Source organism: Geovibrio sp. ADMFC3 (genome assembly GCF_054687035.1).
In genome coordinates this window covers 2608345-2623070 of the sequence record NZ_BAAFZG010000002.1, presented here as the reverse complement: position 1 = coordinate 2623070, position 14726 = coordinate 2608345, and the positions used below count along the sequence as shown (strand labels likewise).

Annotated in this window: 13 protein-coding genes and 1 pseudogene; 1 reads left to right on the top strand and 13 read right to left on the bottom strand. The window is 45.0% G+C overall.

What is annotated here, in order from left to right:
• Positions 1–4: 4 nt before the first annotated feature.
• The 8 genes and pseudogenes from ACYRYY_RS12800 to pheS all read right to left on the bottom strand — a co-directional run bounded on the left by ACYRYY_RS12800 (position 5) and on the right by pheS (position 8026).
• Positions 5–316, bottom strand: coding sequence for a winged helix-turn-helix domain-containing protein (locus ACYRYY_RS12800; RefSeq protein WP_460216498.1), 312 nt, complete (start codon positions 314–316; stop codon positions 5–7).
• Positions 299–1283, bottom strand: a pseudogene (locus tag ACYRYY_RS12795) (DUF4910 domain-containing protein); the annotation flags it as partial. The gene ACYRYY_RS12800 and the pseudogene ACYRYY_RS12795, both read right to left, overlap by 18 nt.
• On the bottom strand, positions 1280–2407 hold the full coding sequence (locus ACYRYY_RS12790) for a class I SAM-dependent methyltransferase (protein ID WP_460215990.1): 1128 nt from the start codon (positions 2405–2407) through the stop codon (positions 1280–1282). The gene ACYRYY_RS12790 and the pseudogene ACYRYY_RS12795, both read right to left, overlap by 4 nt.
• Before the next feature lie 67 nt (positions 2408–2474).
• Complete coding sequence (locus tag ACYRYY_RS12785) at positions 2475–3326, bottom strand: tRNA (adenine-N1)-methyltransferase (RefSeq protein ID WP_460215989.1); 852 nt, start codon at positions 3324–3326, stop codon at positions 2475–2477.
• Entirely contained in the window at positions 3323–4216 is an 894-nt protein-coding gene (locus ACYRYY_RS12780; protein WP_460215988.1) for an ATP-binding protein, read from the bottom strand. The genes ACYRYY_RS12785 and ACYRYY_RS12780 overlap by 4 nt, the downstream gene beginning before the upstream one ends.
• On the bottom strand, positions 4216–4407 hold the full coding sequence (locus ACYRYY_RS12775; RefSeq protein ID WP_460215987.1) for a MoaD/ThiS family protein: 192 nt from the start codon (positions 4405–4407) through the stop codon (positions 4216–4218). The genes ACYRYY_RS12780 and ACYRYY_RS12775 overlap by 1 nt, the downstream gene beginning before the upstream one ends.
• 220 nt (positions 4408–4627) lie before the next feature.
• Entirely contained in the window at positions 4628–7003 is a 2376-nt protein-coding gene (gene pheT / locus ACYRYY_RS12770) for a phenylalanine--tRNA ligase subunit beta (protein ID WP_460215986.1), read from the bottom strand.
• 9 nt (positions 7004–7012) lie between these two features.
• Positions 7013–8026 carry a phenylalanine--tRNA ligase subunit alpha gene (pheS, locus tag ACYRYY_RS12765; RefSeq protein ID WP_460215985.1) on the bottom strand — a complete coding sequence of 338 codons (1014 nt, stop codon included), beginning with the start codon at positions 8024–8026 and terminating at the stop codon, positions 7013–7015.
• A gap of 211 nt (positions 8027–8237) precedes the next feature.
• Here pheS and ACYRYY_RS12760 point away from each other — a divergent pair, with 211 nt between their 5' ends.
• Entirely contained in the window at positions 8238–10145 is a 1908-nt protein-coding gene (locus ACYRYY_RS12760) for a metallophosphoesterase family protein (protein ID WP_460215984.1), read from the top strand.
• A 79-nt stretch (positions 10146–10224) separates the two neighbouring features.
• Here the strand turns inward: ACYRYY_RS12760 and ACYRYY_RS12755 are convergent, their stop codons facing one another.
• From ACYRYY_RS12755 to thrS, 5 genes are all read right to left on the bottom strand, one after another.
• Positions 10225–11001, bottom strand: a complete 777-nt coding sequence (locus ACYRYY_RS12755) for an enoyl-CoA hydratase/isomerase family protein (protein WP_460215983.1) — start codon at positions 10999–11001, stop codon at positions 10225–10227.
• 565 nt (positions 11002–11566) lie between these two features.
• Positions 11567–11914 (bottom strand): 50S ribosomal protein L20, encoded by a 348-nt coding sequence (gene rplT, locus ACYRYY_RS12750; RefSeq protein WP_460215982.1) that lies wholly within the window; start codon positions 11912–11914, stop codon positions 11567–11569.
• Positions 11915–11931: 17 nt separating this feature from the next.
• Positions 11932–12129 carry a 50S ribosomal protein L35 gene (gene rpmI / locus ACYRYY_RS12745; protein ID WP_460215981.1) on the bottom strand — a complete coding sequence of 66 codons (198 nt, stop codon included), beginning with the start codon at positions 12127–12129 and terminating at the stop codon, positions 11932–11934.
• A 17-nt stretch (positions 12130–12146) separates the two neighbouring features.
• The gene (gene infC, locus ACYRYY_RS12740) at positions 12147–12686 is read right to left on the bottom strand and encodes a translation initiation factor IF-3 (RefSeq protein WP_460216496.1); all 540 of its coding nucleotides are present in this window, start codon (positions 12684–12686) and stop codon (positions 12147–12149) included.
• Positions 12687–12689: 3 nt separating this feature from the next.
• Positions 12690–14609 carry a threonine--tRNA ligase gene (gene thrS / locus ACYRYY_RS12735; protein ID WP_460215980.1) on the bottom strand — a complete coding sequence of 640 codons (1920 nt, stop codon included), beginning with the start codon at positions 14607–14609 and terminating at the stop codon, positions 12690–12692.
• Positions 14610–14726: the final 117 nt, after the last annotated feature.

The window sequence follows — 14726 nt, the reverse complement described above, 5'->3', positions numbered from 1 at the left end:
CAGATTAGTCAAGCTCCATAAGCCCTGCATCTGTCAGTGAGTCTATATAGCCGTAAAGCTCCCATACCGGCGTACCGATCTTTTCTGCTATCTCTATGAGGCTTCTTTTGCCATCGCTGTAAGCAATAAAGTTCATCATATTGCGGACACGCAGCCCGCTGTCTTTTGAGCAGAGTGTCGGATAAAGCCCTCTTTTACCTAACTGAGGTTCGCAAAGAACGGTAATTCTCGGACGGCAATCTTTTTCAACAGCCTCAATACATTTCAGAACCGCATTCAGCCCGCCGGACAAACCCTGCGGACTTATAACACTCATGTCGTCCAAAGAAGAATGATACTCGGGATACTCATTATATTTCGACCGCATAATATTAACTACCGGAAGATCTATACCGGGGCTGCAGTATTGTCTTTCATCACTGCCCCTTTCAAGAAAGGAATATTCTTTGTAGTTACGGTCGATATTTTTTAACACATGGCGGGCAGCAGCATCTGCCATAGTGTCTCCGTCTCTGCTGGCGAGCATGGAGTAGACTCTGTCGTCTCCGATACAGGTCAGGATGAAACCTGCCGCCGTCTTTTCCTTCATCTCTTTATAGTGCATGGATAAGTAGACAATTGAACCAAGTTTCGGGGATGAAAACAAAACGGTATGAGTAGTTTCGTTCTGCGTTTTCCAGAACTGATTTAGCCGTATAAACAGAAACCGCTGGTCCGGATACTTCGTTATTCGCCATGGAAGGGTGGCAGATATAAGTCGATACAAGAATCTCCCTGTCGCTTTTCCCTTTTATCAGGAGTTCGCCGTAATTAAGAACACCGTCAGTCAGGCTGCTGTCTATTTTGACGTGATACATGCCGGGCTTCAGCTTTTTTCTTTCACTGTCCTTGATGCAGAACCCCCACCTTTCCTTGTAGTAGGATGTAATATAGGGGATAGCCTCCGGCAGTTCGGGCATTGAATATAGATGCTCCTGAAGCTCTTCCAGGCTAATCTCCATATCCACAGGAACAGAATAACCGACAACATGAAGATTGTGTTTTTTAAAATCACACAGGATACTGCCGTCCGGAGCTTTTATGTATGCATCCCTGATGTTCCATTCCTTTGGCACAGTCCAGTCGAAGCATTTGGTTCCGCTCGGCACGCTTTTTATCTGCAGTCCGGGCAGTTCACGGCGGAGAATATTCAGAGTTTCCCTGACTCCTTCTCCGGTGAGGCTTCGTGGGATGGGGAACAATTCAGCCGCAAGATTGTATATCTTTTCTCCGGTTTCTGTCATTTACCGGTCCAGTAATCATAGATAGGAAAAAAGTCGTTTATAATAATCCCTTTCTTTTTGTTGCCATCAATAATTTCCTTAACAAAGGATGATGCAATGACCACAGCATCAAGATTTTTTCCGGCAAGATTTTCCGATGATGCCACCTGCAAATCAGTTCCCGGAATGAAATTGCCCTGACGGGAAAGGTCGTTGTCTATGACCTGTACAGAGGCTTCGGGTTTAAGCTCTTTAAGATAAGCAAGAGCCATTATGGATAATGAACCAGAGCCCCACCAGTACACAGTTTTTCCTTTATGCTTATCAAAGAAAGCGCAAAGCTTCTCAAACGCTGATTTAAGCCTTTTTTCAGTTTCCTGTGCTTTTTTAACAGGATCATAGGTATATTTGATTTCGGCCGGCTCTGTTTTACTCTTGGTAAATACAGCCATCAGACCTGTGGAATAATCGGCAATCTCCCTTACTGCTACTCCCAGATCATCTGCAAAACGCATAAAAAATTCAGGAGAATAATAAAAAAGATGCTGGTGGTGGTAGCCTTCAAAATCAGGAACTTGTATAATTATTCTGCCGTCATCCTTCAGACACTTAAGCATGTCTTTAAATATCTGAAAGGGGTCGGGGAAATGTTCAAATACATGACTTAACGTAAACACATCAACAGATTTTTCCGGAAATGTTTCGGCCGAAAAGAAGCCTCGTATGACATTTATATCACTGTCTTTTATATTGTCAGCCATTGCGGAGGGCTCAACTCCGTTCAGGTTTGTAAAGCCCTCGTTCTTAAGGTTTTTAAGAATAAAGCCTTCTGAGCATCCTATATCCACAAGACGCTCATCCGGTTTCACATATTTTTTTATTGTATTAATAATATTAATATTCTTTGTACTGCCTATTCCCTGGGAGGGTTTGATATAAACATAATTTTTATATATCTCCTCCAAAGTGTCATTGTCCGGAGGTGTGGTATTATAACCGAGCCCGCATCCCCTGCATACATCAAGGACAATAGGCATCAGAGGTGTCTTGGCTGCAACTTCTTTCGGCACAGCATAAAGATGCACAGGATAAACCATTTCATAAAAAGTAAAAACGTCTTCGCTTCCGCAATATGGACATTTCATAGAAACCACCGCAACTTTAACTCATAGTATTTATACTATCGGCATGGAGGCTTATAAAACAAATTTTTTAAATGTCAGCATCGTCCGGCATTTCGTCAGTTTCTTCTGTTTCTTCCGCATCAGCGGGTTTTACCTTCGGCAGCATTTTTTCAACCTTGCGGCATGTTATAATGAATGCGCTGTGGTTGAATGTCCACATCTCCGGTCTTACGGATCTGCCGTCTACCTTCCACGGACGTTTTATGAGTTCAAAGGAGTTGATGTCGTCAAAAGTGCCTGCCTCACGCAGTGCATCAACGCATGATTTAACCTGCAATATTGTGGGAAGATAGCAAACCAGCAGCCCGCCCTGACGGAGACCTGTCTCAAGGTGGGGAACCACCTGCCAAGGTTCAGGGAGATCAAGCATCACACGGTCATACTCGCCGTCTATTCCTTCATATATATTACGAACCTGAATATCATGATTTTCAGCATCGCCGTAAAATTCGGCTATAAACCCTGCTGCGTCTCCGGCGAAATCCTCACGAAGTTCATAGCTTGTGAGAGTTCCTTTCCCGCCGAGGGCACGTAGGATTGCTATGGATAAAGCTCCCTGCCCCACTCCCGCCTCAAGAACATTAAGCCCGGGGTATATGTCGCCTTCCATAAGCATAGCAGCAGTGTCCTTGGGATAGATAATCTGTGCCCGGCGTTTTATATTCATTACGTAATCAATATAAGTTGGCTTCAGCACTCTGTAGCGCACACCCTTGGAGGATGTGATTATTCCTCCGTCAAGCACCTTAACTATCTCATCATGCTCTATAAAGCCGTACTGCGTGGTAAAGCGTATTCCCTCACGGAGACGGGTCATGTGGCGCTTGCCCCTTTCCTCGTCAGTCAGTATAACGTTGGTTCCGTAGCTTATTGTATTCATTTAACTTTCTCCACAAGACGGCAGAAGGTGCATTTATCCATGAAAGATTCCATTCCGCAGGTCTGACATATTTTCATTTCGTCCGAATCTGTTTTTGAGCGGTCTATATCTTTAACCCGTTCGAGAAATTTAGTATAAAAGAAAATCTCACTTCCGGGCATATTTTCTTCGATTGTACTGAGGGCATCCTTAAAAACAAGGCTTGTCGCCCCTTTACTCATGGGGCACTCCTCCATCACATAGTCTATTCCGTTGAGGATGGCAAACGCCGCTGTTTCTCTTTCGGTGAGCCTGACGAGAGGCTTCACCTTCTTTTTTAGCATCTTCCCCCCTGCGGGCAGAACAGGGTAAGTGTTGTTCATGTACTCGTCGTCCCAGTGCATGATATTAGCCAGAAGCCTTGAGGCTTCATCATCCAGATTATGCCCTGTAGCAACAACATCAAACCCGCCGTCATAGGCTGTTTTGTTGAAGTAATATCTCTTGATTGTACCGCAGACGGCGCAGTCCTCCCTTTTTGCCTTTCTGGCTACAAACGGGATGGGATGCCCCTTCTCACGGAGGTCAACTATGATTGTTTTCAGTCCGAATCTTTCGGCAAAGCTGTTAACCTTATCCTTTGAACGGTCGGAATATCCGTTTATGCCCAGATCAATATACATTCCGGTGACATCACAGCCGAGTTTATGCAGAACATGCCACAGCACAAGGCTGTCCTTCCCGCCGGAGACACATACCATTATCTTATCTGTTTTGCGGAACATGCGGAAATGTTTGATCGCTTTCAGCGTCTGTTCGGTGAAATATTCGTTGAAATGCTCCTTGCAGAAGGCAGCATTCGCACGGCGGATGTTTATAACTGCATCACCCTTGCATTTTACACACTTCATCAGCCGCCGCTCACCACATTTATGATTTTTATGCTCTGTCCGTCATACACGTAAATGTCATGGGTCAGCAGCTCGCCGTCTCTGGTGACAAGAGTTGTGGATTCCTTCAGATTAAGTTTTCTCAATATATCCTTCACAGGTGCAGGAGATATCTCCTCGACCTTTCCGTCAGTGAATTCGACTTTGACCAAAATTACCTCCGAACTACTTTCGCCGAACCTACATCCTGTGGTTCGGCTGTAACCGTTCGCACCTTGCAGAGCAAGGCTTCACTACGCACGGCGCAAGTCCATCCATGGACTTGTTCAGCATAACAGAAATTCAGTTTCTTAGGGAGAGAGTTTGAGAGAACCCTTTCTTTACGGTAAAAGAAAGGGTTCTCTTAATATTAAGAATCCTGATAAGAAAATTTTAACGCAGGCGTGCGCCGAATTCTTTCTCCAGTTTTGCTATGGCACTGCGGAGAACAGAATTGGTTTCTTCATCGGTAAGTGTTTTTTCAGGGTCTGAGAAGAAAATTCTGAACGCAAGGCTTATCTCGTCATCTGCCAGCCCTTTCCCTGAATATGTATCAAAAAGAGCAACATTCTCAATCAGTTTGCTTTCCTTTGACACCATATCCGTAATATCCGAAGAACGTACGGATTTGGAAACAGCTATGGAAAAATCCTTAAACACTGTAGGCAGTTTTGAGAATTTGGAGTATTTTCTTTTTTCCAGACCCTTTTCAAGGAGCTTCTCAAGGAAGATTTCACAAACACATATCGGCTGATCAGAGTCCACCGCCTCAAGGGTATCAGGGTGAAGTTCACCGAAGAAGCCGAGAGATTCGCCTTCCAGCATTATTTCAGCGGATTTTCCGGGGTGCATGAACGATCTTTCGGAATGAGCATAACTCAATTTGCCGAGGTTATAACCGGCGAGTATATTCTCCACCACGCCCTTGACAGCGTAGAAAGTTTCCTCAACGGGCTTGGTGTTCCATGAGAGACCCCAGTAGCCGCCGTATATACCGAAAGCAAGTCTTGTTTCCTGATATGGAATGCCCTCGCCTTCTTTTATATAAACTGATGATGTTTCAAAAATATTCGCTGCCTTTGCACCACGGTTCACGTTATACAGTATTGTGGATACAACACCGGGAAAAACATAGGTACGCAGAGCGTTCATGTCTTCTGAAATGGGGTTCTTGAGGATTACAAAGCGTTCTTTGTCGTCAAATATGCTCAAATACTTATCGCTCATGAATGAATAGTTCACCGCCTCTGAGAATCCGAGGGAGGCAAGCTTGTTCTGGAGCAGCCTTTTGTGAGTAAGCAGAGGCATAAGCCTGTCACTGTCAGCGGGGATCAGAGGCACAGTCGCTTTGATGTTGTCATAGCCGTAAAGCCTTGCAACCTCTTCTGCAATGTCCTGCCATCTTTCTATATCCACTCGCCATGACGGAGAGGCTACCTTATAGCCGTCGGCACATTTTTCAGCGTCCATGCCGACAGATGCAAGTATTTTCAGCATCTCTTCAGTGCTTATATCTGTTCCAAGGAGTTCATTCACCTTTTCAGGACTGAACACGACTTCGGGCTGGCTTACCTTTTTATAATCGTTGGAGAGAACACCCCTGCAAACCGAACCGCCTGCGAATGAGGCAAGGAGGCTTGCCGCATAGTCAACCATACGAATGGTGTTTACAGAGTCGATCCCTCTTTCATATCTGTAGGATGAGTCGGTCTGCATGCCGAGCCTTCTGGCGGTGAGGCGTGTGCTTTCCGGCTTAAAGTAGGCGCACTCAAGGAAAACATCTGTTGTGTCGTCACTTATACCTGAATGCTCGCCGCCCATAACTCCCGCAACTGCAAGGGGTTTCTCCTCATCGCATATTAGGAGCATGTAGTCTTTCAGCGTTCTTTCCTTTTCATCAAGGGTGAGGAGTTTTTCGCCTTCTGCGGCGTTGCGGACAATTATTCCGTTTTTTATCATGCGAAGGTCAAATGTGTGGAGCGGCTGACCGTATTCAAACATTACATAGTTTGTAACATCCACCACATTGTTTATGGGGCGCACACCCACAGCTCTCAGCCTGTTCTGCACCCAGAGAGGTGAAGGAGCTATCTTAACCCCTTTTATCACTCTGCCTAAATAGACAGGGCATTTCTCTTCATCATGAACTTTAACATATGAGTAGTTTGAAGCGGCGTCTGCCGTTTCTTCGAGTTTAAAATCCTTGGTTTTCAGTTCACGTCCGTAAATCGCCGCAACCTCACGGGCTATGCCTATAACGCTTAGGCAGTCGGACCTGTTAGGTGTGATGGAGACTTCAAGCACTGTATCACCGAGCCCGAGAACCTCATTAATATCTTTACCGAGGGGAAGCTCCGCCGGCAGAGGCATTATGCCGTCTGACTTTTCCGCTATGCCGAGTTCCGCTTCGGAGCATATCATACCGAAGGATTCAATCCCTCTGATTTTTGCCTTTTTTATCTTAAAGTTACCGGGCAGAACAGCGTCAACCTTTGCAAAAGGAACAGTAAGCCCTGCCTCAACATTGGGCGCTCCGCACACAACCTGATATTCCTCAGTGCCGTCTGTCACCCTGCAAAGAGAGAGCTTGTCAGCATCGGGATGCTTTTCTCTGTGGATTACTTTAGCAACCACAGTGTTTTCCGCTCTCTCCAGTTTATCTACTCCTTCAATCTCAAGCCCAGCCATTGTGAGCCTGTGGCAAAGGTCGTCTATTTCTATACCTGATATATCTACAAATTCGTTTAACCAGCTAATACAGATCTTCATTGCGTACTCCTAAAACTGTTTCAGAAATTTAAGGTGATTCTCAAAGAACAGACGAAGGTCGTCTATGCCGTATTTCAGCATGGCGATGCGTTCAATACCCATACCGAAGGCATAGCCTCTGTATTTTTCGGAATCGTAATCCACATGTTTAAACACAGCGGGGTCTACCATTCCACAGCCGAGAATCTCAAGCCAGCCTGTCTGCTTACACACACGGCAGCCTTTGCTTCCGCAGATTACACAGCCCATATCAACCTCTGCGCTGGGTTCTGTGAAAGGGAAAAAGCTGGGGCGGAAACGCACAGGAACATTGTCACCGAACATTTTCTGTATAAACACCGTGAGAATACCTTTCAGGTCACCGAAAGTGGTTCTTTCGTCAACAAGAAGCCCCTCAACCTGATGAAACATAGGCGTATGTGTTATATCGCTGTCACAGCGGTAAACCTTTCCGGGAGCAATAATTTTTACAGGAGGTTTGTTTTTGAGCATTGTGCGCACCTGAACCGGAGAAGTATGGGTACGCATAAGTATTTCGTCAGTTATATAAAACGTGTCCTGCATATCTCTTGCGGGATGTTCTTTGGGAATATTGAGCGCCTCGAAATTATAAAAGTCGTGTTCAACTTCCGGACCTATAGCAACCTCAAAACCCATGGCGCTGAAAATGTCAACTATCTCGTCAAAAACCTTGGTCACAGGGTGGATGCTGCCAGCAGCAAAAGGAAGACCGGGAAGGGTAATATCCAGAGACTCACCAGTAAGTTTGGCGTCTTTCTCCGCATTTTTAAGTTCCAGTTCCTTGGCATCGTGCAGGGTTTCAAAATCCGCACGAAGGGAGCCTATCTTCATCCCCGCTTCTTTTTTCTGGTCGTTGGGAATATCTTTCAGCTGTCTGTTCAGATTACTGATAAGCCCGTTTTTACCGAGATATTTAACTTTCACCTGATACAGGGCATCAAGACTGCTGCTTTCCGCAATCTCCGCCTTGTAGCTTTCGAGTCCGCTTATGTCGAGCTGCATTTATCGTTCTCCGCTTTATTTCAAAAATTCAGTTAAGCAAACATGATATTAAAAACTGGTGCAAAATGGCAAGGGATTATTTGAAAAAAGCTGATTTTAAGATATCTGACAAACTTAACATGAATATGACTGTTATTATCAATTAACATAATATTTTCTTCATATTTTGGGTTCATTCTTCCTCTGCAAAAACTTTTCGGAGGATATTTAAATGTCAAAAGAAAATAAGACTAAACTGGGAAGACGCCAGTTCCTGAAACTTTCAGCAACGGCAATGAGTGCGGCTGCAGTCGGTATGACTGTGGGCTGCGGAAGTTCAAGCAGCTCTGATAACACTCAGGAAAATCCCACACCTAAGGCGGTTCTGCCCACTTCTTCGGCATGGAAATTCGGTGTTATCTCAGACACTCAGTGGACAAAAGACGATGACGGTGAAAACCCTGCCTCAACAGCAATAGACATAATCAACAATGTCAATGAAGAGTTTGTGAGCCACGGTGTTAAATTCGTTGTGGCAGTGGGCGACCTCACTGATGACGCCAGAAATAACTTCACTGCAAACCATACACCCACCGGCTCCGTGATCAGCTATACTCCTGAAGACGGTTTCGGAATAAGAGCCCGCTACGCACAGAGACTTTATAATGAAGGAATAGGTTTCTTCCCCTTAAGAGGAAATCATGACGACTCCGCAGATGCGGCAACCCAGTTCCTCCGTTTCTTCCCCCAGACACAGACAGGCGAACAGAACAATCCGGCTATACAGTCAACGGCATACTCAGTACAGAACCCTGATACACAGTGGCTTCCTGAAATCCCCAGAACAAACACATCGTCTTTCTCAATGGGTTCAGCTTTTTCAAGCCCCTCATCACCGAACACCGGAGACATGACAGGTCTTACGTATTCTTTTGACTACAACAACGCACGCTTTGTAATGCTTGATCACTTCACCGCTGAGGACGGACTCTCGTACGATACAACACCGGATGCAAATGCAGTTGAGAGAACAGCAAACCCGATTATGCACCAGCAGAGCTGGATAGACGGAAGACTCTCCGGACGTGCCTCAAACACCCATGCTTTCTGTTTTGCTCACAAAGGTCTGCTCACGCAGGATCACTCTGATGTTATGTTCGGCTACACTGTTGACAATGTTCTTGCACCAGATTTCAGCACATTTGCCGCACCGGGGCTTGATGAATATATTACCAGCCTCGCAAACAACGGCGTCCGCTACCACATAAACGGGCACGATCACATGCACGACCGCAGCCTTGTAAAATCATTGGACGGTTCCGAATCAAAGGTAATGCAGATCGTCACTGCTTCTGACAGCTCAAAATTTTATACCCCGGCAAGTGATGTTGAGGATACTGCCGCAGATTACGGTATTACACTTATAAACAAATCCAACGACGCTCTGTTATGGCAGGGACAGCGTCAGGAACTGGTAGCGCAGGAACTTTATACGATAGGTTACTATATCTTTACTATCGATGGTCCCGTTGTCACAGTGGACTTCTATTCAGCTCCCGCATACTCTGACAACAGCTTCAACACTACTCCGACACTTAACTTTTCCAAAAGAGAAACCTTCGGCTACAGCCTCAACGGCGAATCCTACATTATCGCCCAGAACGGAGATCTCACAGTTGTTGATTCCACAGCAACGGACGGAACAAACGCAAAAATAATCAACGGCAAAAACGGTAACATCCAGAAAGAACCCGCTTCCGGAAGAAGTTTCAATATGCACGTTAATACCGGATGGCTTGAGCCGCAGGATTCATTAGGCAGCATCTTTTTTCTTAACGGTATGACTTATTCAATGGGGAGCGAGCAGACGGATGTTTTCACTCTTTCAATGAGCTACGACCCCTCAAAAGTGACTTCAGACGAAATTGCAGGCGGAAAGTTCGGTCTGGCAACCAACGATGAAGACGGAACATGGATTAACGCAGTAAACCAGAATTTCGGCGGCGGTAGTACATTTGTTCAGAGAGCATGGCATGAAGATGACAAGCTCGGCACTTGGGGAGTTGACACAAGCACAAACACTGTATGGGCAGTAATAAACTATAACGGTTATTTTGCAGCTGTAAAAGGAATGGACTAACACCTGTACCGACAGAGGTGTAAAAAGCAAGCATGTACCTCCGCATAACAGCGGAGGCATGTGCCTGTTATAATGTGACTCAGCAGAGCTTCCACTCTGCTTTTCTTTTTTCAAGAAATGCTCTGACACCTTCAGCTGCATCCTCCGTGGCGCAGAGTTCTGCAAAAATCCTCGTTCCATTGTCTACAGCAGCGTGATAGCCCATATCATAAGACTTGCTTAGTCCACGTTTTCCGGCAGAAACAGCAAGGGGGCTTTTCAGCGCCAAAGCATCGGCAATTTCTTCTGTTTTCTTTTCAAGTTCATCATCAGGCACAACCCAGTTAACCAGCCCGAGTTCGTACATCTGCTGCGCCGTAAACCTCTCACCGAGAAGCACCATTTCCATAGCTTTCTTTCTGCCTACATTTCTGGTCAGAGGAATACCGGGACCTGTGCATATAAGCCCCACATTCACTGCGGTCGTTCCGAATACCGCAGATTCCGCCGCTACGGTTAGGTCGCATGCGAAACTTAAGCCTGCACCGTTTGCCACGCAATATCCTTTCACAGAAGATACAACGGGCTTACTCATATTCGCTATTGTGTGATTATGCATATCCATCAAAGAAATAAACTCAAACAGCTGTTCATCCGTAATCTGTTCAAGAACATGAAGATCTATGCCCACGGAAAAATGCTTTCCATTGTTACTTATGATGATTACACGAATATCGCCGTCTTTCTCGAAATCAATCAGTGTTTTATTTAGCTGTAATGCAAATTCTATATTAAAAGTATTGTTTTCTGCCGGGCGGTTAAGAGTTATATAGCCCTTGTGCCCATCTTTTTCAGCGATAATTTCCAGCATATCCATAAACGCCCTCCAATTAGAACTATGTTATGATACAGTCATTCTAATTTGATGACAACAGAAATGATGAACCTTCGCTGCGTATCTGACCTTACAGCAAAAAACCGCACGTCCTGTCGGATTTTTGCACACGCTCGCAGTTTGCAAAGCAAACCTTCGCTGCGCACGGCGAAAACACATCCTGTGTTTTGGACATAAAAAAAGGGAAACCTCTTTAAGATTTCCCTTTTTCGTATCTGACTTTACAGCAAAAATCCGCACATCCTGTCGGATTTTTTGCACACGCTCGCGGTTTGCAAAGCAAACCTTCGCTACGCACGGCGAAAACACATCCTGTGTTTTGGGCATAAAAAAAGGGAAACCTCTTTAAGATTTCCCTTTTTCGTATCTGACCTTACTGCAAAAATCCGCACGTCCTGTCAGATTTTTGCACACGCTCGCGGTTTGCAAAGCAAACCTTCGCTACGCACGGCGAAAACACATCCTGTGTTTTGGGCATAAAAAAAGGGAAACCTCTTTAAGATTTCCCTTTTTCGTATCCTTCTACAGATAAATTTTCTTAATTTTCTTAAGAATTTACCTGTTTAACAAGCTGCTCAAACTGTTCGGGGCTTGTGATAGCCATTTCAGAAAGCGATTTCCTGTCGAGGGTGATGTTCTTTTCTTTCAGCTTACCTATAAATGCGCTGTAGCTGAGACCGTATTGTCTTACGGCGGCTCCGATCCTTATGATCCAAAGAGTTCTGAAGTCGCGTTTTCTGCGTTTTCTGCCTCTGTAAGCCTCAGCAAGTGCGCGTTCGCCCTGCTCACGGCTTTTTTTGTAGACATTGTTCGCTGCGCCTTGAAAGCCTTTGGAGACCTCAAGCCATTTTTTGTGACGTTTGCGGGCTTTAACCCCGCCTTTCGCTCTTGGCACTGTTCGTCCTCCTTACATTAAGCGTACGGCAGCAATTTTTTAACGTTTGCTGCGTCTTGTCCTTCAAGGATGCCAGGGTGGCGCAATGCGCGCTTTCTTCCGCTGCTCTTTGAGGTGAGGATGTGCCTCAAAAAGCCTTTTTTGTACTTAACTTTCCCACTGCCGGTAACTTTAAATCTTTTGGCAGCGCCCTTATGGGTTTTCATCTTAGGCATTAGCCTACCTCCGAAAATTAGTTGTTAACAGGCGAGATGATCATCACCTGCTGACGACCCTGCATCTCAGGTGTCTTTTCAACGACTCCTAAGCCTGTGACGTCCTGCGTCACTCTATTCAAAAGTTCTGTACCGCTGTCCTGAAACATCATTTCCCTGCCTCTGAAACGGATCACAAGCTTGACCTTGTCTCCTTCTTCAAGGAAACGTCTGATGTGTCTCAGTTTCGTCTGGTAGTCATGATCTTCGATCTTTGGACGGAACTTTATCTCCTTTGTCTCAATCTGATTCTGGCGTTGTTTTTTACGTGCCTCACGATCCTTCTTATTCTTCTCAAATTTGTATTTGCTGAAGTCCATTACACGGCAAACGGGAGGTGTCGCACTTGCGGATACCTCGACGAGATCAAGTCCGGCTTCGGCTGCTAATGCCAGAGCCTCCTTTATCGATACCACTCCTCTTTGACTGCCGTCATCAAGAATAAGCCTTACTTCAGAGGATGTTATTTCCTCGTTGATCCTTTCTCTGTCGAGCGATTGCTGCTGTCTGCCGCGTATGACTCACCTCCATAATTCGAGTGACTTATTAATGTCAAGCCCTCTTAATACACTAATATAATCGGAAAGATCAAGATTATTTTTATTTGATCCGTCCCTTAATCTAACAGTTATTGTGCCGTTTTCAACCTCATTTTTGCCGAGAATGATCATATGAGGGATCTTTTCAAGCTGGGCCTCACGGATTTTCAGGTTGATTTTTTCGTTTCTGTAATCGCCCTGAACACGGAAACCTTCAGCTCTGAGAGCAGTTTCTATCTCTTTGCATCTTGCGAGAGAATCATCGGTAATGTTCATAACCTTAATCTGCACAGGAGCAATCCAGAGAGGGAAGCTTCCTGCAAAGTGTTCTGTGAGAACTCCGATAAATCTGTCAACAGAACCGAGAATAACTCTGTGAAGCATAATTGGTCTGTGCTTTTGTCCGTCCTCGCCAATATATGTGAGATCAAAACGTTCGGGAAGGTTAAAATCAGCCTGAATTGTGGCACACTGCCAGAAACGTCCGATGGCGTCTTTCAGCTTGATGTCAATCTTTGGTCCGTAGAAAGCTCCGTCCCCTTCATTGATCTCATAGGGCAGACCTTTAATTTTAAGAGCCTCAAAAAGAGCTTCTGTTGCTTTTTCCCAGTTATCGTCACTGCCAATATATTTTTCGGGCTTGGTTGAGACCTCTATCTCAAATTCAAAGCCGAAAACATTCATTACATCCGTAACGAAGTCGATAATCTTAACAATTTCCCCGTTAAGCTGCTCCGGTGTACAGAAAACATGTGCATCATCCTGAGTGAATGCACGGACACGCATAAGCCCGTGGAGTACGCCGGATTTTTCATGCCTGTGAACAGTTCCCAGCTCAAAAAGCTTAAGAGGAAGATCACGGTAGCTTCTCAGGTCAGACTTGTACACCATAATATGATTGACGCAGTTCATAGGTTTTATTCCGAACTCAACATCATCAATTTTGGTGAAATACATATTTTCGCCGTAGTTGTCATAATGACCGGAGCGTTTCCACATATCAGATTTAAGAATTGCAGGACCATAGACTATATCATAGCCTCTTTTTAAATGTTCCTGTCTCTCATATTCCTCAAGAACAGCACGAAGTATGCCCCCCTTGGGGAGATAAATGGGGAATCCTGCTCCGATTTCATCCTCAACCATGAACAGCTTAAGTTCCTTGCCAATCTTACGGTGGTCACGTTTTTTCGCTTCCTCAAGCATATTGAGGTACGATTCAAGCTCGTCCTTTTTAAACCAGCTTGTACCGTATATACGCTGAAGCTGAGGATTTTTTTCGTCCCCTCTCCAGTATGCGCCGGCAACGGAAAGAAGCTTGTAATGTTTGATCTTTGAAGTGTTGTCCATGTGCGGTCCACGGCAGAGATCCATAAAGTCTCCCTGTTCGTAGAGGGAAACTGTGGGGTCTTCTATGGAGTCTATGAGTTCGATTTTATAGTTCTCACCCATGTCATTAAAGACTTTCTTCGCCTCTTCCTTGGTAAGGACTTTTCTATGCACTTCAATTTTTTCAGCGGCTATTTTAGCCATTTCCTTCTCAATTTTTTGAAGATCGTCAGGGGTGAATTTCATTTCGCCTGTGTCAAAGTCATAATAGAAACCGTCTTTAATAACAGGACCTATGGTCACTTTCACATCGGGATAAATCCTCTGCACAGCCTGAGCCATAAGGTGAGCAGTGGAATGGCGGAGAATTTCCAGCCCTTCGGCATCGCTTTCCGTTATTATTTTAACCTTATCGCCTTCATTTAAAATATATCCGAGATCGACTGCTTTGCCGTTTACTTCGCCTGCTACAGCTTTTTTGGCAAGTCCGAGGCTTATGTTTTTGGCTGCGTCAAGAACACTGCTGCCCTCGTCCAGAACCCTCTGACTGCCGTCCGCAAGTACAATATTCATATATGTCTCCTGTCTTGTGCCTATATAATATAACCTTTAAGATTATGACGATAAAGCCGGCTTGTCAATAGCGCTCAAAAAAGGAGCAAAAGATTATTATTTATGAAAACAAACTTT